Annotated in this window: 22 protein-coding genes; 13 read left to right on the plus strand and 9 right to left on the minus strand. The window is 53.3% G+C overall.

Features of this window, described 5'->3' with window-relative positions; genetic code table 11:
* Positions 1 to 50 precede the first annotated feature (50 nt).
* Entirely contained in the window at positions 51 to 461 is a 411-nt protein-coding gene (gene cueR, locus OGX89_RS18300) for a Cu(I)-responsive transcriptional regulator (protein WP_079938421.1), read from the plus strand.
* On the opposite strand, the gene OGX89_RS18305 is transcribed toward cueR, so the two are convergent.
* From OGX89_RS18305 to OGX89_RS18320, 4 genes are read right to left on the minus strand one after another with little or no spacing between them, the layout of a single operon-like run.
* Positions 458 to 1,174 (minus strand): DUF3142 domain-containing protein, encoded by a 717-nt coding sequence (locus OGX89_RS18305; RefSeq protein WP_126955907.1) that lies wholly within the window; start codon positions 1,172 to 1,174, stop codon positions 458 to 460. The two genes, cueR and OGX89_RS18305, sit on opposite strands and share 4 nt — an antisense overlap.
* Positions 1,144 to 3,288 carry a PA5441 family protein gene (locus OGX89_RS18310; protein ID WP_126955906.1) on the minus strand — a complete coding sequence of 715 codons (2,145 nt, stop codon included), beginning with the start codon at positions 3,286 to 3,288 and terminating at the stop codon, positions 1,144 to 1,146. The genes OGX89_RS18305 and OGX89_RS18310 overlap by 31 nt, the downstream gene beginning before the upstream one ends.
* Positions 3,289 to 3,307: 19 nt before the next feature.
* Positions 3,308 to 3,766, minus strand: coding sequence for an NfeD family protein (locus tag OGX89_RS18315; RefSeq protein ID WP_126955905.1), 459 nt, complete (start codon positions 3,764 to 3,766; stop codon positions 3,308 to 3,310).
* Positions 3,763 to 4,680, minus strand: a complete 918-nt coding sequence (locus OGX89_RS18320; protein ID WP_003831073.1) for an SPFH domain-containing protein — start codon at positions 4,678 to 4,680, stop codon at positions 3,763 to 3,765. The genes OGX89_RS18315 and OGX89_RS18320 overlap by 4 nt, the downstream gene beginning before the upstream one ends.
* Before the next feature lie 133 nt (positions 4,681 to 4,813).
* Here OGX89_RS18320 and fetA point away from each other — a divergent pair, with 133 nt between their 5' ends.
* Both fetA and fetB read left to right on the plus strand, forming a co-directional pair.
* Positions 4,814 to 5,491: an iron efflux ABC transporter ATP-binding subunit FetA gene (gene fetA / locus OGX89_RS18325; protein ID WP_126955904.1), complete on the plus strand. Its 678-nt coding sequence runs from the start codon at positions 4,814 to 4,816 to the stop codon at positions 5,489 to 5,491.
* Positions 5,478 to 6,257 (plus strand): iron efflux ABC transporter permease subunit FetB, encoded by a 780-nt coding sequence (gene fetB / locus OGX89_RS18330; RefSeq protein WP_126955903.1) that lies wholly within the window; start codon positions 5,478 to 5,480, stop codon positions 6,255 to 6,257. Before fetA ends, fetB begins: the two co-directional genes overlap by 14 nt.
* A gap of 80 nt (positions 6,258 to 6,337) precedes the next feature.
* Here fetB and OGX89_RS18335 read toward each other — a convergent pair whose 3' ends face one another.
* The 3 genes from OGX89_RS18335 to tesA all read right to left on the minus strand — a co-directional run bounded on the left by OGX89_RS18335 (position 6,338) and on the right by tesA (position 8,798).
* The gene (locus tag OGX89_RS18335) at positions 6,338 to 7,192 is read right to left on the minus strand and encodes a co-chaperone YbbN (RefSeq protein WP_003831076.1); all 855 of its coding nucleotides are present in this window, start codon (positions 7,190 to 7,192) and stop codon (positions 6,338 to 6,340) included.
* Positions 7,193 to 7,250: 58 nt separating this feature from the next.
* Positions 7,251 to 8,021 (minus strand): SDR family oxidoreductase, encoded by a 771-nt coding sequence (locus OGX89_RS18340; RefSeq protein WP_126955902.1) that lies wholly within the window; start codon positions 8,019 to 8,021, stop codon positions 7,251 to 7,253.
* Positions 8,022 to 8,183: 162 nt separating this feature from the next.
* The gene (tesA, locus tag OGX89_RS18345; RefSeq protein WP_032934351.1) at positions 8,184 to 8,798 is read right to left on the minus strand and encodes a multifunctional acyl-CoA thioesterase I/protease I/lysophospholipase L1; all 615 of its coding nucleotides are present in this window, start codon (positions 8,796 to 8,798) and stop codon (positions 8,184 to 8,186) included.
* On the opposite strand from tesA, the gene ybbA reads away from it, so the two are divergent.
* The 6 genes from ybbA (at position 8,769) to OGX89_RS18375 (ending at position 16,009) form a co-directional block, all read left to right on the plus strand.
* Entirely contained in the window at positions 8,769 to 9,455 is a 687-nt protein-coding gene (gene ybbA / locus OGX89_RS18350; RefSeq protein WP_126955901.1) for a putative ABC transporter ATP-binding protein YbbA, read from the plus strand. The two genes, tesA and ybbA, sit on opposite strands and share 30 nt — an antisense overlap.
* On the plus strand, positions 9,452 to 11,866 hold the full coding sequence (gene ybbP, locus OGX89_RS18355; protein WP_126955900.1) for a putative ABC transporter permease subunit YbbP: 2,415 nt from the start codon (positions 9,452 to 9,454) through the stop codon (positions 11,864 to 11,866). Before ybbA ends, ybbP begins: the two co-directional genes overlap by 4 nt.
* A gap of 186 nt (positions 11,867 to 12,052) precedes the next feature.
* Positions 12,053 to 13,186 (plus strand): porin, encoded by a 1,134-nt coding sequence (locus OGX89_RS18360; protein WP_123268429.1) that lies wholly within the window; start codon positions 12,053 to 12,055, stop codon positions 13,184 to 13,186.
* A 260-nt stretch (positions 13,187 to 13,446) separates the two neighbouring features.
* Complete coding sequence (locus OGX89_RS18365) at positions 13,447 to 14,277, plus strand: MetQ/NlpA family ABC transporter substrate-binding protein (RefSeq protein WP_063941337.1); 831 nt, start codon at positions 13,447 to 13,449, stop codon at positions 14,275 to 14,277.
* A 63-nt stretch (positions 14,278 to 14,340) separates the two neighbouring features.
* Positions 14,341 to 15,357 carry a virulence-associated ABC transporter ATP-binding protein SfbB gene (gene sfbB / locus OGX89_RS18370; RefSeq protein WP_032942581.1) on the plus strand — a complete coding sequence of 339 codons (1,017 nt, stop codon included), beginning with the start codon at positions 14,341 to 14,343 and terminating at the stop codon, positions 15,355 to 15,357.
* Positions 15,350 to 16,009: a methionine ABC transporter permease gene (locus tag OGX89_RS18375; RefSeq protein WP_003831085.1), complete on the plus strand. Its 660-nt coding sequence runs from the start codon at positions 15,350 to 15,352 to the stop codon at positions 16,007 to 16,009. Before sfbB ends, OGX89_RS18375 begins: the two co-directional genes overlap by 8 nt.
* Here OGX89_RS18375 and mnmH read toward each other — a convergent pair whose 3' ends face one another.
* Positions 16,010 to 17,104: a tRNA 2-selenouridine(34) synthase MnmH gene (gene mnmH / locus OGX89_RS18380; protein WP_126955899.1), complete on the minus strand. Its 1,095-nt coding sequence runs from the start codon at positions 17,102 to 17,104 to the stop codon at positions 16,010 to 16,012.
* A 69-nt stretch (positions 17,105 to 17,173) separates the two neighbouring features.
* Entirely contained in the window at positions 17,174 to 18,100 is a 927-nt protein-coding gene (gene allS / locus OGX89_RS18385) for an HTH-type transcriptional activator AllS (RefSeq protein ID WP_003831088.1), read from the minus strand.
* A gap of 227 nt (positions 18,101 to 18,327) precedes the next feature.
* Here allS and allA point away from each other — a divergent pair, with 227 nt between their 5' ends.
* The 4 genes from allA (at position 18,328) to hyi (ending at position 22,362) form a co-directional block, all read left to right on the plus strand.
* Positions 18,328 to 18,810, plus strand: a complete 483-nt coding sequence (gene allA, locus OGX89_RS18390; protein ID WP_032934541.1) for an ureidoglycolate lyase — start codon at positions 18,328 to 18,330, stop codon at positions 18,808 to 18,810.
* Positions 18,811 to 18,888: 78 nt separating this feature from the next.
* Entirely contained in the window at positions 18,889 to 19,707 is an 819-nt protein-coding gene (gene allR / locus OGX89_RS18395; RefSeq protein ID WP_032934542.1) for an HTH-type transcriptional repressor AllR, read from the plus strand.
* Between the two features lie 84 nt (positions 19,708 to 19,791).
* Positions 19,792 to 21,573, plus strand: coding sequence for a glyoxylate carboligase (gcl, locus tag OGX89_RS18400; RefSeq protein ID WP_063941341.1), 1,782 nt, complete (start codon positions 19,792 to 19,794; stop codon positions 21,571 to 21,573).
* A gap of 12 nt (positions 21,574 to 21,585) precedes the next feature.
* Positions 21,586 to 22,362 carry a hydroxypyruvate isomerase gene (gene hyi / locus OGX89_RS18405; RefSeq protein ID WP_003831092.1) on the plus strand — a complete coding sequence of 259 codons (777 nt, stop codon included), beginning with the start codon at positions 21,586 to 21,588 and terminating at the stop codon, positions 22,360 to 22,362.
* The last annotated feature ends 21 nt before the right edge of the window (positions 22,363 to 22,383 follow it).

Here is a 22,383-nt window from a genome sequence, read left to right on the forward strand (position 1 = left end):
CAATCTGGGCTATAATGTGGCTCAGCACCAACAAGCACCGCGGGGGAAATGTGAATATTAGTGATGTTGCGAAAAAAACCGGTTTAACCAGCAAAGCCATTCGCTTTTATGAAGAGAAAGGACTGGTGACGCCGCCGCTGCGTAGTGACAATGGCTATCGCACTTACAACCAACAACATCTGAATGAACTGACTCTGCTGCGCCAGGCGCGCCAGGTTGGTTTTAACTTGGAAGAGTGCGGCGAGCTGGTAAACCTGTTTAACGATCCGGCGCGTCACAGCGCGGATGTGAAAAAGCGCACGTTAGAAAAAGTGGCGGATATTGAGCGGCATATCAGAGAATTGCAGGCCATGCGCTTGCATTTGCTGGCGCTGGCAGACAGTTGCCCCGGCGATGATAGCGCCGAATGCCCAATCATTGATAATCTCTCAGGCTGCTGCCATCACAAAGCCAAGGCTTAACGGCGAGAGGGATTGAGCATAAACACCACCGCGCCGCGATACCACGGGGATTTCTCAAGCTGCGCTTCAGCCTGTGGATCACGGTTACCGTTTTGCACCAGTCCCAGCTTAAATGGAATGCGCAGGCGGCTCAGCGCGGGTAGATACGCCTGATAATTCGTCACCGTGCGACGCCCCTGATAGCTTTGCACCACCAGTTCATCGACCGCCAACGCGTTCAGCGTAGCGACGTCGCCCGTTTTTGCCCAATCCAGTAGTCCGGTTACACCTAGCGCAAACTCGGCCGGGAGCTGTTGGCGCAGTTGCTGCAGAAAGCGGGCGTAGTCGGTCAGTTGATGGGTCGCTGCGTCAAAATCAACCTGCAGGCCGATGACGTGATTCCCGGCGGTCTGCCAGCGCTGCATCAACCGTATGATACGCGCTGGGATCTCTTCCGGTACGTCGAGGGTGGTAAAGCGTACGGTCAGCCAGATTGAGGGAAAAGACAGATGACTGACCGGCAGTCCGAGGCGCTGGAACACCACGTTACCGGAACGAACCAGTACCTCGCCCTGGTGCAGATAAACCGTTTGCGCGTCTTTCAGCTCGTCACTGGCCTTCACCCCAGACCACAGCCAGAAGGCCGAATGTTCACGGGCGGCGACGATATTCGCCGCCTGTGCCTGACCTATCAGCAGCGCGGTTACCAGTAATATTTGAGTTTTTGCGCCCACGGGCTTCCCGGATACTGCGTTTTCAGTTGGGTGAACCAGCCCTTACGCTGCAGTTTATCCACGTCTTCACCGCCGCATTCGTTAGCGCCTGATGGCGCATAGCACATGATGGCGCGATACAGCGCGAAGCTCTTATCTTCGACTTCCGCGGTGGGTGAGGTGATTACCTGCTGATAGTAGCTTTGCCTGTCGAACTGGCCGAAAGGTTTCTTGCGCGAAATAGCTGATTCAAGCACGTCGTTGCCAGCGCTGTTTTTCCACAGATCAACATGTGTTTGCGTGGTGCGGAAGAATTCGCCCAGGCAGTTCAGCGCGTGAGCATCATCCGCTTTTTTGCTCAATACCGTTACCGTTTCATTGAGGCTGCGGCACGTATAACCCGCCTGCGCCGTGTCGCCATTCCAGTCGAATATGCTCAGGTTAACGTCAGCAAACGCTTCGCCAATGACCGGAGGCGTAATCGCGCTGGCCAGTTTTCTGTCATTCAGCCAATCGCCAAAACGATTCTCTGTAAGATCTCGCACCAGCAGCGTATGCAGCGCAATGGTACGCTCTTCGTTATTAGGACCGTGGACGGCCTGCTGGCGTAGCAGTTCTGGCGTGGCCTGTGTTTTCAGCACCTGCGCGCGAAAGCGCAGGTTGGTCACAGTGCTATTCGGTGCGAAGATTGCTGCCACGTCGCCGCTATACACCAGCGTGGCGGCAAGCTTAGCCTGCACATATTGCTGCTGTTCGTTATCCTGGCTGAGTTTTAACAACTGCTGCCAGAAATCGCGCGCCTCGGCCCATTTCTTCTGGCCCATCAACGCTTCGCCGTACAGCACCTGTTCGCTGAAGGCGAGGGTATCGTGAGCGGCAAGTTTCTGCGCTGGCGTAACTGCCTGAATAATTGCCGCGTAGTTGCCCGTTGCCAGCCACAGATTCAGTTGTAGATCGCGCCATAGCGGCAGTTTTTGGCTCTGTTCAAACACCGGTTTGCTGGCGTCGAGCTGTGCCTGCGTCAGCGTGGGTTTGTTATTGTTATCCAGGCGCAGCGCGCGTAGCAGTTCGATATAGCTGACTCGCGGCGCGTTGGGGAAGGCTTCAACGACGGACTGGTCGTAGAACGCCATGCCATAGACATTATCGTATTCGATGACATTTTCGCGCAGTTGCTGTGCGTCAACCGACTGCTGAAGCGTCTGTTCATACAACCCGGCTAACTGCGGCCACGCCTGTAAATACCAGTTGATGCGACGCAACATACCGCGTGAAGAGTCAGCGTAGAGTCCTTGAGGAAAACGCTGCAAATAGGCCTGCGCCAGCGTCTGAGCCTGAGTAGCGTCCTCGCGGTTAATTTTCGCAATATCAAAATCGCCGTACTCGCCCACGCTGTTCTGACTGCTCTTGTTCAACGCCGTGCGCATCAGCATGTATTGCGCGGTCTCTGCCAGCCACGGACGATCGCTTTTGGCAAGCTGAGCGAAATCCCGTTCGGCACTGGCATAATCACCGGCATAGAAACTGGCGGCTGCTGCCAGATAGCTTTTATAGGGCAGAGCAGGAGAATCTGCCGGGAAGGTAGCAAGAGAAGACTCAATTTGCTCGCGGGTTGCTCCGGAAAGCAGTCCTGTACGCGCCTGGGCTAAGGCCTGACGCTGTTCCGCCGTTAACGTGGAATCGGCCAACAGCGCGGCAAAAAACGCGCTGACGCTCTCGGTGTTATTCGAAACATGGCGGTTCTCAAGCTCAGCGTCGTTGATGTTTATTTCGTCGGCGCTAATGTTCAGCTCGGCCATCTGTTGGGAGAGAGGGCTGTCTGCGGCGGATGCCGGAGCAGCGGCTGGCTGCGGGGCAGCCTCATCCCACTGCGGGTGATAGGCAAAATAGAAATCACGGGAGCGGGTGATGTCTGCGGGCATTGATTGCACCGGCAGAGCAAATGATTTTTCCTGGCTCAGCAGCCGCAGCAGGTTGTCACGGCTGTCGTTTTCAGGGTTAAAGGTCGGCGTTCCCTTTAGTAGACAGCTGTCGTCGCTCCATTTGCAGTCTTCCATATCGAACGAAGCGAATGCCTGCGGGGCGGCGGTCAGCAATATGCAAAGGGCAAAGGCAAGGGGTGTCTTCCTGACCATAGTCTTATTTCCTGTCTCTTTAGTGTGATACCGCTTTTATAATCAGGGTGATTCCCTCAACGGCAATGACTTCAACCTGCGTTCCGGCGCTCAAATCGTCACGGGCGCTAACGGGCCAGGAGCTGTCGCCGACGCGCATATGTCCGCGACCATTGACCAGGGTGGTTTCCAGAATAAATCGACGGCCAACCAGCTGTTGTCCGCGCTGGTTAAGATGGCTGTCGGCTGGCTTTTGCTCCTGAACGCGCCTTGCCAGCCACTTCCACCACAGCCAGGCCGCCAGCAGAGTGAGGACAGCGAACATTGCCCCCTGCCACGCCCAGTCTAGCGGAACGAGCCAGACGACAAGACCGGTAATCACCGCAGCCACGCCGCTCCACAGCAGATAGCCGTTGCCGCCCAGCATCTCGGCGGCGAGTAGCAAACCGCCGAGGCTGAGCCAGAAGATGTGCGGGTGCACCAGAATCATCGCTATCATGATTTTTTCCGCTCGCTGGCGCTGTCCTTAACCAGTTCGGCGATCCCGGCAATGGAGCCCATCAGGCTACTGGCATCCAGCGGCATCATCACCACTTTGCTGTTATTCGACGAACCGATATGCTGCAGCGCTTCGGTGTATTTCTGCGCCACGAAGTAGTTCACGGCCTGAATATCCCCGGCGGCAATGGCCTCAGACACCATCTGCGTGGCGCGGGCTTCTGCTTCTGCGGAACGTTCACGCGCTTCAGCCTGTAAAAATGCGGACTGACGTTCACCTTCCGCAATGAGGATTTTCGATTGCTTCTCACCTTCGGCCTTAACGATTTCTGCCTGACGGATCCCTTCGGCTTCAAGAATGTAGGCGCGCTTGGTACGTTCGGCTTTCATTTGCGCGTTCATGGCGTCGATAAGTTCTGCAGGAGGACGCACGTCGCGGATCTCAATACGGGTGATTTTTATTCCCCAGGGATTGGTGGCCTCATCAACGATATGCAGCAGGCGCGTGTTGATGTTGTCGCGCTGGGAGAGCATTTCATCGAGTTCCATCGAGCCGAGAACAGTACGAATGTTGGTCATGGTCAGGTTGATGATCGCCAGTTCCAGGTTGCTGACTTCATACGCGGCTTTCGGCGCGTCGATCACCTGAATAAAGCACACAGCATCAATCGAGACGTTGGCGTTATCTTTGGAGATGACTTCCTGAGAGGGGATATCAAGCACCTGTTCCATCATATTGATCTTACGACCAATGCGGTCCATGAACGGTACAACAAGGCTTAAACCCGGTTGCAGGGTTTTGGTGTAACGGCCAAAACGCTCTACCGTCCACTGATATCCCTGCGGGACGATTTTGACGCCTGCGCCGACGATCACCAGCGCGACAAAAATAAGAATAGGAATAAAAATGAGCATTGATGAAACCTCCTGTTGTGCTGTCCTTTACTGCCTCATTAGTCAAATTATACCCGATTTATCAAGGTGGGCTCCCCTATAATAAATTACAGGGATAGACTATCTGCACGAAAGATGTAAAAAGGGATTGGTAATGGAAGAAAGCAGCATTCTGCTTCAGTTAAAAAATGTCGCATGGCAGGCAGGGGCGACGCAGGTTCTTAATAACATCTGTTTTGATCTCCGCGCCGGAGAATTTAAGCTGATTACCGGCCAGTCCGGCTGCGGTAAAAGTACGTTACTCAAGATAGTCGCGTCGTTAATTAGCCCGAGTTCTGGTGAAATCCTTTTTGAGGGTAAGGAGATATCAACGCTTAAGCCTGAAGCTTATCGCCAGCAGGTCTCTTATTGCGCGCAAACGCCCGCTTTGTTTGGTGACACCGTTTACGACAATCTCATTTTCCCCTGGCAAATCCGCAACAAAAGTCCGGATCCAGATGTGTTTCTGGCCGATCTGGCCCGCTTTGAGTTACCCGAGACGATCCTCAAAAAAAATATCAATGAGCTATCCGGCGGCGAAAAGCAGCGCGTCTCGTTAATTCGTAATTTGCAGTTTCTGCCGAAAATCCTGCTGCTTGATGAAATCACCAGCGCACTGGATGAGTCCAACAAACGTAACGTGAACGAATTAATTCACCACTATGTTTGCGACAAGAATATTGCCGTGCTGTGGGTGACGCACGATAAAGATGAGATTAATCACGCGGATAATGTCATAACTCTTCAACCGCACGCCGGAGAAATGCAGGAAGTCAGCAATGAACGAGCATAATATTACCAATGAATCCCTGGCGTTAGCGATGATGCTGGTGGTGGTCGCGATACTGATCAGCAACAAAGAAAAGCTGGCGCTGGAAAAAGATATTCTCTGGAGCGTTTGCCGGGCAGTGGTTCAGCTTATTATCGTGGGCTACGTGCTGAAATATATTTTTGGCGTCAACCATAGCATTCTGACCTTATTGATGGTGCTGTTTATCTGCTTTAACGCGGCCTATAACGCGCAAAAACGCAGTAAATATATTGATAAAGCTTTTCTCTCGTCGTTTATTGCCATTACGGCGGGGGCGGGGCTAACGCTTTCGGTGCTGGTTCTGTCAGGCTCTATCGAGTTCACGCCGATGCAGGTCATCCCGATCTCCGGCATGATTGCAGGTAATGCGATGGTGGCGGTAGGGCTGTGTTACAACAATCTGGGGCAGCGGTTTAACAGCGAGCAGCAGCAAATTCAGGAAAAACTCAGCCTCGGCGCAACGCCGAAGGTGGCTTCTGCGCCGCTGATTCGCGACAGCATTCGCGCCTCGCTGATTCCGACTATCGATTCAGCGAAGACCGTGGGGCTGGTGAGTTTACCGGGGATGATGTCGGGATTGATCTTTGCAGGTATTGACCCGGTAAAAGCGATTAAGTATCAGATTATGGTGACGTTTATGCTGCTATCAACCGCCAGCCTGTCGACCATTATTGCCTGCTATTTAACCTATCGGAAGTTCTATAATTCGCGCCACCAATTAGTGGTAACGCATTTGAAGAAGACGTGATGTGATGCCGGAGGGATCGGTATTTGTCGAATTTACAGGCCCGATAAGCGCGCAGGCGCTATCGGGCAAAATCAAATGGATTAGTACAGCAGCGCGTACAGCTGGCGGCGGTACTTCGAGGCCAGCGCATCGCCCGTACCCAGTGCGGCAAGGATCTCCTGGAAGGTCTTACGTGCCTGACCATCGGCAGCCGTAAGATCTTTCTTCAGGTGGCTGAACAGTAATTCCAGTGATTCTTCGTTACGTCCGACCTGGTGTAACTGAATAGCCAACTGCGTTGCCAGTGCCGCATCCTGCGGATTGTTGGCGACCTGCTGCTGCAACTGTTGGATTTCCGGCGTATCAGCTGCCTGTTTCAGCAGTTCAATCTGCGCGATCAGCCCCTGATAGCGGGTGTCCTGATCCTGCAACGGAATGGTTTTCAGTACCGCTTCGGCTTCATCAGAACGGTTCAGGGCGATTTGTGTTTCCGCCAGCAGCAGACCAATTTCGCTGCTCTGGTTGGAGATCTGCCAGGCTTCTTTCAGCAACGGCAGTGCATCCGCGTGATTACCGGCTTCGATGAATTCGATAGCCTGGCGTGCTTTCAGCTCTTCTTCGCTCGGCAGCACTTTCTCCAGCAGCGCGCGAATAACCTCTTCCGGCTGCGGGCCCTGGAATCCATCTACCGGCTGGCCGTTCTGGAACAGATAAACCGTAGGGATCGCGCGCAGACCAAACTGGGAGGCGATCATCTGCTCGGCATCGCAGTCCAGCTTAGCGAGAATAAACTGACCGTTATACTGGGCGGCAAGGCTCTCCAGTACCGGCGTTAATTGCAGACAATGCTGGCTGCGCTCAGACCAAAAATAGAACAGGACCGGCGTGGTCATCGACTGTTCGAGGGTCTGCTGTAGGTTCGATTCGTTAATGTTAACAATATTCTGTGTGGACATGGAGTTACTCTCTTTTGTCGATTTCTTGTTACATGGGGGCTGACGCGCGAGCTTCAACTCAACCCTGTAAAATTTTGTCCATTATGCGGCCTGGTAACAGGCGTTTAAGCAGCATCACTGCCCAGGTCACCAGCGTAACCGGATAACGTAGCTTTGGTTTATCGCTCTCAAACGCATGACGCACTTTGGCGACAACCGCTTCTGGTCCCAGCGTAAAACGCGCGGCAATGCCGGGATTTTCAACGGGAGCATCGCTCTGGGTCTGGTTGACGTTTTCGGTAAAGCGGGTACGGATGGGGCCGGGTTCAATCAGACTGACCTTAATCCCGCTATGGCGCAGTTCCATACGCAGTGCGTCGGACCAGGCTTCCAGTGCATATTTGCTGGCGGCATAGGCGCCGCGTCCCGGCGTTGAGATCAATCCCATCACCGATGAGGTCATCACAATGCGCCCTTCGCCGTGGGGTAACATGGCAGGTAACAGGCGCATGGTAAGCTGATGTGCGCCAAAAAAGTTGGCGGAAAACTGCTGTTCCATCTGTTCACGGCTGATGGTGGGCAGTGGACCATAGACACCGTATCCGGCGTTGTTAAAGATCCCATATAAACGATTATCGGTCAGGGCGATCACTTCATCGGCGGCACGATCCACGCTTTCGGGTGAATCCAGATCCAGCATCACGCCAGTGAATCCCATGCTGTTCATACGCGCGACATCGTCAGGTTTGCGACAGCCTGCCAGAATTTGAAAACCCTGGCGCTTTAGCTCAAGCGCACTTTCCAGGCCGATTCCGCTGGAACATCCTGTTATTAAGACCGATTTTTGCATAACTTTACCTGTCAGGATCTCCGTTGTTTTATGAGTCGTGATTTACTATATCCGTCATACTTCAAGTTGTCTGTGCGTTGGCTACGCTCGCTCCCCCAGTCACATAGTTATCTATGCTCCTGGGAACTCTCTCACTTGCCGCCTTCATACAACTCGAATTATTTAGGATAGAAAAGGTGTGAGATGTTGCGCCATCCAGTCGGCGATAAACGGCTGGGCATCACGGTTAGGATGAATACCATCATCCTGCATCCACTGGGGTTTCAGATAAACCTCTTCCATGAAAAATGGCAGCAGAGGAACATCAAACTCTTTGGCGAGCTTTGGATAAATCGCGCTAAAGGTTTCATTATAACGGCGACCGTAGTTTGCCGGCAGACGAATTTGCATCAGCAGTGGTTCGGCATTTGCCGCTTTCACGTCCTGCAAAATTGTTCGCAGGGTTTGTTCGGTTTGCGCAGGCGCAAAGCCGCGCAGGCCGTCGTTGCCGCCAAGTTCGACCAGCACCCAGCGCGGCTGGTGCTGCTTGAGCAATGCAGGCAGACGGGCCAGACCTTGCTGCGAGGTGTCGCCGCTAATACTGGCATTCACCACCGGCGTTTTGGTTTGCCATTTATCATTAAGTAGCGCAGGCCACGCGGCGCTGGCGGACATACGGTATCCGGCGCTCAGGCTGTCACCCAGAATTAATAACGTGTCCGCAGCGGCGGCGCGGAAAGTTAACAGGACCAGGAACAGGAAAGGCCAATGCCAGCGGAAAACATTGTTGAAGTTCATCATCTTAAGAAATCCGTCGGTCAGGGTGATCATGAGCTATCCATCCTTACCGGAGTTGAACTGGTTGTCAAACGCGCCGAGACCATTGCGTTGATTGGCGAGTCGGGATCGGGGAAATCCACGCTGCTGGCGATTCTCGCCGGGCTGGACGATGGCACCAGCGGTGAAGTCAGTCTGGTGGGGCAGGCGCTGCACACTATGGACGAAGAAGCCCGGGCGCAGCTGCGGGCGCAGCACGTGGGTTTTGTCTTCCAGTCATTCATGTTAATTCCGACCCTCAACGCGCTGGAAAACGTCGAACTACCCGCGTTGTTGCGCGGCGAAAACAGCGGAAAAAGTCGTGACGGGGCAAAAACGCTGCTGGAGCAACTGGGGTTGGGAAAACGTCTTGATCATCTTCCGGCCCAGCTTTCCGGCGGGGAGCAGCAGCGCGTGGCGTTGGCGCGGGCCTTTAACGGTCGCCCTGACGTGCTGTTTGCCGATGAACCAACGGGCAATCTGGACCGCCAGACCGGAGACAAAATCGCCGACCTGCTGTTTTCTCTGAACCGGGAACACGGTACCACCCTGATTCTGGTGACCCATGACCCGCAGCTGGCGGCGCGTTGCGATCGGCGTTTACGCCTGGTGAACGGACAGTTGCAGGAGGAGGCATGATTGCACGCTGGTTCTGGCGCGAATGGCGCTCGCCTTCATTACTGATTGTCTGGCTGGCGCTGAGCCTGGCGGTAGCTTGTGTGCTGGCGCTGGGCAATATCAGCGATCGTATGGAAAAAGGGCTGAGCCAGCAAAGCCGTGAGTTTATGGCGGGCGATCGGTCGCTACAAAGTTCGCGTACCGTGCCGAAAGCGTGGATTGACGAGGCGCGACAGCGTGGTCTGAAGGTGGGAGAACAGCTGACCTTTGCTACCATGACTTTTGCCCGCGATACGCCGCAACTGGCGAACGTTAAAGCGGTGGATGATGTGTATCCGATGTACGGCACGCTGCAAACTAACCCGCCGGGACTGAAACCGCAGCCGGGCTCGGTGCTGCTGGCCCCACGTCTGATGGCGCTACTCAACTTAAAAGTCGGTGATTCCATCGACGTTGGCGATGCCACGCTGCGTATTGCCGGGGAGGTGGTGCAGGAGCCGGACTCTGGTTTTAATCCGTTCCAGATAGCACCGCGTCTGATGATGAACATGGCGGATGTCGAAAAAACGGCGGCGGTCCAGCCGGGAAGTCGCGTGACCTGGCGCTATAAATTTGGCGGGACGCCGTCGCAACTGGAAGCCTATGAAAAGTGGCTGCTGCCACAGTTAAAGCCTGAACAGCGCTGGTATGGGCTGGAGCAGGATGAAGGGGCGCTGGGGAAATCACTTGAGCGTTCGCAACAGTTCTTGCTGCTGTCGGCGCTGTTAACGCTGTTACTGGCGGTCGCCGCGGTTGCCGTGGCGATGAGCCATTATTGCCGCAGCCGTTACGATCTGGTGGCTATTCTGAAAACGCTCGGTGCGGGCAGAGCGCAACTGCGTAGGCTGATTGTTGGTCAATGGCTGATGGTGCTGGCGCTGTCTGGCGTGACCGGAGGACTATTCGGGCTGTTATTTGAGCGCGTGCTGGTGCTGCTGCTCAAGCCGGTTCTGCCCGGAGAACTACCGCCTGCCAGCCCCTGGCCGTGGCTATGGGCACTAGGCACCATGACGGTGATTTCGCTCTTGGTGGGGTTACGCCCTTACCGCCTACTGCTGGCGACGCAGCCGCTGCGGGTGCTACGCCGTGACGTGGTGGCAAACGTCTGGCCGCTGAAGTTTTATTTGCCGGTGGTCGTGATAGTAGTGATTGCACTGCTTGCTGGACTGATGGGCGGAAGTCCGCTGCTGTGGGCGGTACTGGCTGGTGCGGTGGTACTGGCGCTGTTGTGCGGGGTGCTCGGCTGGATGCTGCTCAACGTTCTGCGTGGTCTGACGCTCTCCTCACTGCCGCTGCGTTTGGCGGTCAGTCGACTGTTACGCCAGCCGTGGTCAACGCTCAGCCAGCTATCGGCATTTTCGCTTTCCTTTATGCTGCTGGCGTTGTTACTGGTGCTGCGCGGCGATCTGCTCGACCGCTGGCAGCAGCAAATGCCGCCGGAAAGTCCGAACTATTTTCTGATCAACATTGCCACCGAGCAGTTGGTTCCGCTGAAGGCTTTCCTGTCCGAGCATCAGGTGATCCCGGAATCGTTCTATCCGATTGTGCGGGCGCGTCTGACGGCGATCAATGAGAAGCCAACCGAAGGCAATCAGGATGAGGCGCTGAACCGCGAGCTTAATCTTACCTGGCAGGATACCCGACCGGATCATAACCCGATAACCGCCGGAAGCTGGCCGCCAAAAGCGGGCGAAGTGTCGATGGAAGAGGGGTTAGCGAAACGGCTGAACGTCAAACTCGGCGATCGAGTGACCTTTATGGGCGACACCCAGGATTTCAGCGCCACGGTCAGCAGTCTGCGCAAAGTGGACTGGGAAAGCCTGCGGCCCAACTTCTTCTTTATCTTCCCCTCCGGCGCGCTGGATGCTCAGCCGCAAAGCTGGTTAACCAGCTTTCGCTGGGAGAACGGCAACGGCATGCTAACGCAGCTTAACCGCGAATTCCCGACCATCAGCCTGCTGGATATTGGCGCCATCCTCAAACAGGTGAGCCAGGTGCTGGATCAGGTGAGCCGTGCACTGGAGGTGATGGTGGTACTGGTCACCGCCTGTGGCATGCTGCTGCTATTGGCGCAGGTCCAGGTCGGGATGCGTCAGCGTCATCAGGAGTTGGTGGTCTGGCGCACGCTGGGTGCGGGTAAGAAGCTGCTGCGTACCACGCTGTGGTGCGAGTTCGCCATGCTCGGGATGGTTGCCGGACTGGTGGCAACTATCGGCGCAGAAACGGCGCTGGCGGTACTGCAAACCAGAGTGTTTGATTTCCCGTGGGAACCAGACTGGCGACTGTGGGTAGTATTACCATTTAGTGGAGCACTGCTGCTCTCTTTATGCGGCGGATGGCTCGGTTCACGTCTGCTAAAAGGTAAAGCGCTATTCCGTCAGTTCAGTAGTTAATTCATATTCGTGATGATTACGCACCGGTTTTTAAATCGGTGCGTCTTTTTTTCTATGTAGCACAAAATGATAACTCCTTGATATTTAACAGCACAGAACAATAAAAAACCAACAACACGAGAGTATTAATAAACGTTAATATTTGTGTTCTGAATAATTGGCAGGCTATCTATCAAGGTATAAATAATGACTATAAAAAAAACAGCGCTGGCGGTATCGATCGGCGCAGCAGTGGCATTAACGACTTTCGCTTCACAGGCGGAAATCACGGTCCTGAAACAAGATCCGCAGGCGGGCAACCCGCTGAGCCGTCTTAACTTCACCGTCGGCGGCAGTATTCGTCCGCAGTTCCAGAATATGGCCGGTGACGATGGTAAGAATGGCTACAAACGTAATGGCTTCGATGGCGGTACACGTTTCCGCTTCGCCGCTGACTACTATCTGTTTGATGATATCAGTTGGGTGAGCTACTACGAGCTGGGCGTTAACTTCCCGGCGATGTTCAACTGGGATAACCACTACGCTGACGGTGCCAACGATACCACGCGTCGTATGTTGTACACCGGTCTGAAGAGTGCAACCTGGGGTACGCTGACCTTCGGTCAACAGAACAGCATTTACTATGATGTAGTCGGTGCGAAAACGGATATCTGGGACTATGACATGATCGGTCAGGCGCCAGGTAACGGTATTAATGGCGACTATGATGGTTCCTATCGTACGCGCAAATCTCTGAAGTATAAGAATACCGTTGGTGATGTGGATCTCTACGCCTCTTATCTGTTCAGTGATGATTACAACCCGAACAACGGTCTGCGCTACAAGCGTAAAGGCGGCGGCTCGCTGGGTGTGGATTATCACATTACCGATGACCTGACCTGGGGTACGGCGTGGAACTACACCCGCGCGGAAATGCGTGGTAACACCAGCAAAACCTACGATCAAAACATCGTCGGTACTGCGCTGAGCTGGAAACCGGACAACTGGACCTTCTCGCTGGGCGGCGGTTGGTATCAAAACTTTATGACCACCAAAAAAGTCTCTGTTAACGACTACTTTGCCGGTGATGCCTGGGGTCTGGAATACTTCGCGGGATACACCTTCCCGGTTGGTCAGTATGCGCTGAAATCCGTTCAGCCTTACTTTATGGGCGACCGTATTGAGTACGTGAATGGCCGTAACTACCTGCGTACCGACAACGGCGTGGGGATCAGCTTCCAGCTGGATTACGGTTTCCGTGTTGACTACGAACACGTCTTTACCTCCAGCACCGACAATCTGGGTGACATGAACCTGGTTCGTCTGCGTTACGACTTCTAATCGACGCCTGCCGCCCGATGCGCTTGCGCTTATCGGGCCTAAGAAAGCTGTTGTAGGCCGGATAAGGCACTTGTGCCGACATCCGGCTTTTTCATACCTTCTTTCATTTAAAAACATACTCTGCAACATCATGAAATAATTTCAAGGACAGCAGGTTGTGATCTGTGTCATGTTAACAATCAGCCTGTTAACAGGCCAACAAGAACAACGCCGCAAGAACGGCGTGAGACATGACACCACAACGTTAAAATGGAGAGAATATGGGATTGCGTCAGAGTTTACGCGTCGCGACCGGGGCGCTGTTACTGGCCTGTGGATTACAGTTTGCTCATGCGAACAGTGACCCGCACACAATCGTGTTTGGCGTCGCGCCTGGGCCATACGGTGATATGGTGAAACAGGCCATTGCCCCCACGCTGAAAGAGAAAGGCTATAAGGTAGTGGTGCGCGAATTCAGCGATTACGTGCAGCCAAACATGGCGCTCTCCAACGGCAGCATTGATGCTAACCTGTTCCAGCATTCGCTCTATTTTGACAAATTCACCGCAGATAAAGGCCTGAAGCTGAGCAAGCTGATTGTGGTCCCGACGGCAGGGATGGGGTTTTACTCACATAAAATCAAAAGCCTGGATGAGTTGAAAAAAGGAGATGTGATCACGCTCTCCAACGATCCCACCAACCTGGCTCGCGGTCTGCGTTTCCTGCAGTCTATTGGCCTTATCACCATCAAAGACAATATTGATCCAACTAAAGCCTCCGAGCGCGATATCGCCAGCAATCCGAAAGGGCTGGTGTTTAAACCGCTGGAAGCGGCACAGCTGCCGCGTACGCTGGACGGTGTGACCGGTGCGCTGGTCAACGGTAACTTTGCCGTGGCGGCAAAAATGGATCTCGCCAGCGCCATCAAGCAGGAACACCTGGACGAAAATCTAAAAAATATCATCGCGGTACGCACTGAAGATGCGGATAAACCGTTCGCCAAAGATATTGTTGAGGCGGTGAAATCTCCGGCGTATCGCGCGGTGATCGACGATCCGCAAAATATCTACAGCGCCTTCCAGAAACCGGAATGGATGTCGGCAGCCCAATAATCGCTGCGCACAAGGGTTAACAGGGGCAGCGACGACTGCCCTTTTCGCATTTCTGAGGTGGCTATGATTGAGATAGAGAAAGTTTGCGTGGATTTTAGCGCAGGCCGTGGACCATCAACCCGGGCGGTTGATGACGTCAGCTTGCGCATCGGCGCAGGTGAGATATTTGGCATTGTCGGGACCAGCGGCGCGGGGAAAAGTACGCTGCTGCGCACCCTGAACGCCTTAACGCGTCCGAGCCAGGGAAGCGTGAAGGTGAACGGCGTAGAAATTTCCGCGCTTGAAGGGGGGCATCTACGTAAAGCCCGTCAGCGTATCGGGATGATTTTTCAACATTTTAACCTGATGCATACCCGTACCGTGGCGCAAAACGTCGCCTTTAGCCTGAAGGCTGCCGGATGGGAGCGCAGTAAAATTGGCCCGCGCGTGAGCGAAATCCTGGCGCTGGTGGGGCTGTCAGACAAGGCGAACCGCTTTCCGGTTCAGCTAAGCGGTGGGCAAAAGCAGCGTGTGGGTATTGCCCGCGCGATTGCCAATCACCCGGATGTGCTGTTGTGTGATGAACCTACCTCGGCGCTGGACCTCGAAACCTCGGCCACGATTCTGGCGCTGCTTAAGCAGATCAACCAACAGTTGGGGATCACGATCGTGCTGATCACTCACGAGATGAACGTGATCAAATCGATTTGCGATCGCGTGGCGGTAATGTCCGGTGGCAAGGTGGTGGAGTCTGGTGAGGTGTTTGACGTTTTTGCTCACCCGCAGCACGCGTTCACGCAGCAGCTGGTGTCGCATACCCTCAATTTGACGCTGCCCGAGCGTCTGCGCCAGCATCTGCCTGGTCAGTTGCTAAAAATTCTGTTCATCGGCGATTCGGCGGAACAGCCGGTGTTGTCAGAAGTCGCGGTTAAATTTGGCGTGGCGGTGAACATTCTGCACGGCAAAATTGAATATATTGGCGAACGTGCGCTGGGGATTCTGGTCGTGCAACTGACCGCGCCGCATAACCCTTCAGCGGTGGAAGTCGCCGTGGAACATATTCGTCAACGTACTGCACAGGTGGAGGTGATTCGTGGATGATTTATTGCCGGATTTGACGCTGGCGTTTAATGAAACCTTCCAGATGCTGAGCATCTCTACGGTGCTGGCAATTATTGGTGGTCTGCCGCTCGGTTTTCTGATTTTCGTCACCGACCGGCATTTATTCTGGCAAAACCGTTTTGTGTATCTGCTCAGCTCCGTGCTGGTGAATATTATTCGTTCGGTACCGTTTGTGATCCTGCTGGTTCTGCTGCTGCCGCTAACCCAGTTTTTGCTCGGGAATACCATTGGCCCTATTGCGGCGTCGGTCCCGCTCTCGGTGGCGGCAATCGCTTTCTATGCCCGTCTGGTTGATAGCGCGTTACGTGAAGTCGATAAAGGCATTATTGAAGCGGCGGAAGCGTTTGGTGCCAGCCCGATGCGCATCATCTGCACCGTTCTGTTACCTGAAGCGAGCGCGGGTCTGCTGCGTGGGTTGACGATAACGCTGGTGAGTCTGATCGGATACTCCGCGATGGCCGGGATCGTTGGCGGCGGTGGAGTCGGCGACCTGGCGATTCGCTTTGGTTATTACCGCTACGAAACCCAGGTCATGATCGTCACCGTGGTGGCGCTGATTATTTTGGTGCAGGTCGTTCAGGTGCTGGGTGACTGGCTGGCAAAACGCGCAGATAAGCGCGACAGACACTGATCACTGTGCGTTAAGCCACTCGGCAACGTCGTGCCATGTGCCGCGAAAAACGATTTTCGCGGCTTTCTTTTCCAGCTGATAACGATACATCGGGTCGTAATACTCATTGAGCAACGGCACCAGCCAGCCCATATGGGCGTCGGTGCTGCCCGTTGCCTGCTGTTCGCGCAGAGCCTCGTCGAGCAGGGTGGTCAGCTCGGCAAAACGTTGTAAACCCAGACGACGGCGGATAGCAAACAGGCCGTGGTGCAGATACTCGCTGTACTCCTGCCAGCCCTGGCTCTCGCCATAAGCGTGGGTAAAATCGTGGTGCATCTTCACGAAATACTCTTCGCGTAGTCGCTCCAGACGACGCTCAAAAGGATCGTCCACCACCGCAATTGATGCCTGGGTCATGCGCTCGCGCAGGCATTCGGGCAGATGATTAGCCCCGATCATGCGGCCTTCATCTTCCAGTACCCACAGACGTAAATCCTGACGGCTATCGGTTTTGAGCATTTCAACCGCCAGCAGGTTTTCAAAACTCGCCTGACTTAATTGAGGTTCAACGGTGCGCCCAAACGAGGAGCCGCGATGGTGCGCCAGACCTTCGAGATCCACACCGTTTGGCTGCTGTTGCACCAGTTGCGTTTTACCGTTCCCGGTACAGCCGCCAATTAAGACAATCGGCTTTTGCACTAATTCTTCAGTCAGCTGTATCACTGCCTGGCGCAGGGCTTTGTAACCGCCTTTAATCAACGGATAGTCAATGCCGGACTCATGCAGCCACTGCTGCACAATATGTGAACGCTGACCGCCGCGCGCGCAGCATAAATAGCCTGCAGGATTTTGACGACAGGCATCCAGCCAGGCATGCATACGCTGTTGGCGGGTTTCACCCGAGACCAGTTGATGGCCGAGCGCGAGGGCGGCTTCGGGTCCCTGACGTTTATAACAGGTCCCAACGGCGGCACGTTCGTCATCGTTCATTAAGGGAAGGTTGATTGCGCCCGGCATTGCGCCCTGCTGAAATTCCACGGGGGCGCGTACATCGATTAAAGGCGTACCGGCGAGCAAAATTGCGCGGTAGTCTTGTGTTGTTTGTGTGTCTTGCATAGTAAAAAACGAAACCTCAAATCATCCTGCGTACTATTTTACGCGCCAAATGAGAGGATGACTTGATTTTCAATCGCGTGCATTGTTGAAAATTGCCAAAAATCCGGCAATTTCCGGTTTTCGCTGGGTAAACAGCGTCACAATATCGTCAACTGCTTTACCTGCGCCAAACTTATGCCATGCGAGGCTTAAGGGAGAGGGGGGACGCATGGTCGGGATGATGCTACTAACCAGTTGCCCGCTATCCAGCAGCGGCTGGCAGAGCGGCTGCGGAACGAAGCCGATACCCACCCCCGCAAGATGCGCTGCAAGCTTGGTTTCCATGTCGGGGACGATTATCTCTTTTTGACCTGGAAGACGCCATGCGACCCGTTTGGTCAGGGTCCGCGCACTGTCTTCAATGTTGATAGCCGGGAAACGGCGCAGTTGCGCTTCCGTTAATGGACCGCTGATGTTTGCCAGCGGATGATCCGCCGACATAACAAATCGCCACTGAACAGAACCCAAAGGATCGAGGGTAAAGGTGTTTGCCATTGGTTCAGTGCCGGTGACGCCGATAGCCAGTGAAAATCCTTCGTACAGCAGAGAATCCCACACGCCCATATAAATCTGCCGGGAAAAGTGAAACTGAGTAAAGGGGTAGCGTGCGTTAAGCCAGGATAACAGGCGAGCGACGGCTTCAGGGCTGTACAGCAGATTGTTGACCACAATATTCACCTGGCGCTCTACTCCGTCGTTCACTTGTTGCAACTCGCTGGGCATGCTGTCCAGCCAGGCGAGCCAGTCTTTTGCCTGAGAAAGGAGATGAGAACCGGCGGCGGTTAACGTCACGCTTCGGGTGGTGCGAAAGAACAGCGCGACGCCGGTATTTTCTTCCAGAAGTTTAATACGGTAGCTGATGGTGGCTGTGGTTTTACACAAGCGGTCCGCCGCCCTGGAGAAACTTCCCGTTTCGGCGACGCCGATAAAGGTACGCAGTGTTTCCGGGTCAAACATCGTCAGCTACTCCCTCAATGATCTTCTACAAGCCTGATTTCTTGTTCTCTGATTTATAAGTATTTTTGCATAATGGCCTTGTTTAAATTGTGGTCTAAATCTAGTTTTGGAAAAATTTTCCAATTTTTGTGTTGATGTTAAATCACGAAGGTTTTAGATTGCATGGTATTGAAACCGCCACGTGTTCTGACTGCGGTTCAGCGGAATTCAGTTACGAGGAAATGATGATGAAACTTGAGGTATTACCGTTAAATCAGCACACGTTCAGCGCCTATGGCGATGTCATAGAAACTCATAAACGTGATTTTTTTCATATCAATGATGGGCTCGTTGAACGTTATCACGACCTGGCCAATGTCGAGGTCCTGGAGCAGGATCGTACGCTCATCAGTATTAATCGCGCGCAACCAGCGGCTATGCCGATTGTTGTGCATGAACTGGAGCGCCACCCGCTAGGCACCCAGGCATTTATGCCCATGAAGGGTGAGGCGTTTGTGGTGATTGTCGCGCTCGGCGAGGACAAACCCGATCTTTCCACCTTAAAAGCTTTTATCACCAATGGCCAACAGGGTGTGAATTACCACCGAAACGTCTGGCATCACCCGCTGTTCGCCTGGCAAACCGTGACCGATTTTCTGACCGTGGATCGTGGTGGTAGCGATAATTGTGATGTTGAAAGTATCCCTGCTCATGAACTCTGTTTTGCGTGACGCTATCGGCCTTCTTGCTTAATATGAACATATTGTTCATTGTTTATGCTCATATTTTGGGCCGGAGTAAATGCAGTGGTGACGGAAGTAAGACGGCGTGGCAGGCCAGGACAGGCGGAGCCGGTCGCGCAAAAGGGCGCTCAGGCGCTTGAGAGAGGCATTGCAATTTTGCAGTATCTCGAAAGAAGTGGAGGCAGTTCGTCAGTGAGCGATATTTCCGGCAGTCTGGATTTACCGCTCTCCACGACTTTTCGCCTGTTAAAGGTTTTACAGGCTGCTGATTTTGTTTATCAGGACAGCCAATTAGGCTGGTGGCACATCGGGTTAGGCGTATTCAACGTAGGCTCCGCGTATATTCATAATCGCGATGTTCTGTCAGTAGCCGGACCGTTTATGCACCGATTAATGCTGCTGTCGGGCGAAACGGTTAATGTCGCGATTCGCAATGGCACCGAAGCGGTGTTGATTGGTCAGAAGGAGTGCAAATCGATGGTCAGAATGTGCGCACCTTTGGGCAGTCGTATGCCGCTACATGCTTCTGGTGCGGGAAAAGCACTGCTTTATCCGTTGATGGAAGAAGAGCTAATGGACATCGTCGTGAAAACGGGTTTGCAGCAATTTACGCCGACCACGTTGGTAGACTTTCCGACTCTGCTGCGCAATCTGGAATTGGCGCGTGAGAATGGCTATATCGTCGATCACGAAGAGCATGTTATTGGATTGAATTGCATCGCTTCTGCTATCTATGACGATGCAGGCAGTGTCGTCGCTGCCATCTCTATTTCGGGGCCCGCATCCAGACTGACGGAAGATCGTTTTATCAGTCAGGGGGAGCTGGTACGGGATACTGCACGAGATATCAGTACGGCGCTTGGTTTAAAAGCACCCGTAGCGTAAGTCGCAGCCCGCTCAGAGGAGCGGGACTTTTTTGGATTTTTTCAAAGTTGGAAAATTTTTCCAATAAATAGAGGTAGAAAGAAAATGGCAAAAATGAGAGCCGTTGACGCGGCAATGTATGTGCTGGAAAAAGAAGGCATCACCACCGCATTTGGGGTTCCAGGAGCGGCAATTAACCCGTTCTACTCCGCGATGCGTAAGCACGGAGGTATCCGTCACATTCTGGCTCGTCATGTTGAAGGTGCTTCCCATATGGCGGAAGGCTATACGCGTGCAACGGCAGGAAATATTGGTGTCTGCCTTGGCACTTCCGGCCCGGCAGGTACTGACATGATCACCGCGCTGTATTCCGCTTCTGCCGATTCTATTCCTATTTTATGCATCACAGGCCAGGCCCCTCGCGCCCGCTTGCATAAGGAAGATTTCCAGGCTGTTGATATTGAGTCTATTGCCAAACCGGTTAGCAAAATGGCGGTAACGGTGCGTGAAGCGGCGCTGCTTCCTCGGGTTTTACAGCAGGCATTCCATGTTATGCGCTCTGGTCGTCCTGGTCCGGTGTTGATCGATTTACCTTTTGATATTCAGGTTGAAGAAATCGAATTCGATCCAGAAATGTATGAGCCTCTACCGGTGTACAAACCTGCTGCCAGCCGCAAACAGATTGAGAAAGCGCTGGAAATGCTGATTCAGTCTGAGCGTCCGGTCATCGTAGCTGGAGGTGGGGTGATTAATGCGGATGCTTGCGAACTGCTGCAACGCTTTGCTGAACTAACCCACGTACCGGTAATTCCTACGCTGATGGGCTGGGGATGTATCCCGGACGATCATGAGTTAATGGCCGGAATGGTGGGATTACAAACGGCGCATCGTTACGGAAACGCCACGTTGCTGGCTTCCGATATGGTGTTCGGTATTGGTAACCGCTTTGCTAACCGACACACCGGCTCCGTCACGAAATATACTGAAGGGCGAAAAATCATTCATATCGATATTGAGCCGACGCAAATTGGCCGCGTTCTTTGCCCGGATTTAGGTATCGTTTCCGACGCCAAAGCCGCGCTGACTTTGCTGATTGACGTTGCTCAGGAGATGCAGAAAGCCGGACGTTTGCCTTGCCGGAATAGCTGGGTTGATGAATGCCAGCAGCGTAAGCGGACGCTACTGCGTAAAACCCACTTCGACAATGTTCCGGTTAAACCGCAGCGTGTGTATGAAGAGATGAATAAAGCCTTTGGTCGTGATGTTTGCTACGTCACCACCATCGGGTTATCGCAAATTGCCGCTGCGCAAATGCTGCATGTATTTAAAGACCGTCACTGGATCAACTGCGGTCAGGCTGGCCCTCTTGGCTGGACGCTACCGGCGGCATTAGGGGTTTGTGTGGCTGATCCTTCGCGCAATGTCGTCGGGATTTCAGGGGATTTTGACTTCCAATTCCTGATTGAAGAACTGGCAGTGGGTGCGCAATTCAACATTCCTTACATCCATGTACTGGTTAACAACGCCTACCTGGGGTTGATTCGCCAGTCGCAGCGCGCGTTTGATATGGATTACTGCGTGCAACTGGCGTTCGAAAACATCAACTCCAGCGAAGTAAACGGCTACGGCGTCGATCACGTCAAAGTGGCTGAGGGGTTAGGCTGTAAAGCCATTCGCGTATTTAAACCTGAAGAGCTTGCTCCGGCGTTTGAACAAGCCAAAGCTCTGATGGCGCAGTATCGCGTTCCGGTTGTTGTCGAAGTGATCCTTGAACGTGTGACGAATATCTCCATGGGCAGCGAACTGGATAATGTTACCGAGTTTGAAGAGATTGCAGACGGTGCTACCGATGCGCCAACCGAAACCTGTTTTATGAAATACGAATAGAGGGAGTGACAAATGTTACGTTTCTCAGCCAATCTTTCCATGCTGTTTCTGGAATACAGTTTCCTTGAGCGCTTTGATAAAGCGGCACAATCGGGCTTTCGTGGCGTAGAGTTTATGTTTCCCTACGATTACGACATTGATGTATTAAAAGAAAAGCTGCAAAACAACCAACTGGAACATACTCTGCATAATCTTCCTGCCGGAGACTGGGCTGCGGGTGAACGTGGTATCGCCTGTATTCCGGGCCGCGAAGAAGAGTTTCGTGACGGTGTGGCAGCGGCTATTCGTTATGCGAAGGGGCTTGGCAATAAGAAGATCAATTGCCTGGTGGGTAAAACGCCTACGGGGTTTTCTGCCGAACAGATCCAACAGACGCTGGTGGAAAACCTGCGCTATGCGGCAAATATGTTAGCAAAAGAAGATATTTTATTGCTGATTGAGCCGATCAACCATTTTGATATACCGGGTTTTCATCTCACCGGAACTCATCAGGCTCTGGCGCTAATTGACAGCGTCGGCTGCAATAATATCAAGATTCAGTATGACATTTATCACATGCAGCGCATGGAGGGAGAGTTAACCCAAACCATGACCACATGGGCAAATAAAATAGGTCATTTGCAAATTGCAGATAATCCTCGTCGCGGAGAACCAGGGACCGGGGAAATTAATTATGACTTTATTTTTAAGTTTATCGATAAATCAGGTTATGACGGCTGGGTTGGTTGTGAATATAAACCGTTAACCACCACCGAAGCGGGATTAACGTGGATTAATCAATATCGATAATTTGTAAGGATTTCAGGCATC

This window comes from Citrobacter sp. Cpo103 (genome assembly GCF_030332605.1).
Taxonomy (GTDB): domain Bacteria; phylum Pseudomonadota; class Gammaproteobacteria; order Enterobacterales; family Enterobacteriaceae; genus Citrobacter; species Citrobacter portucalensis.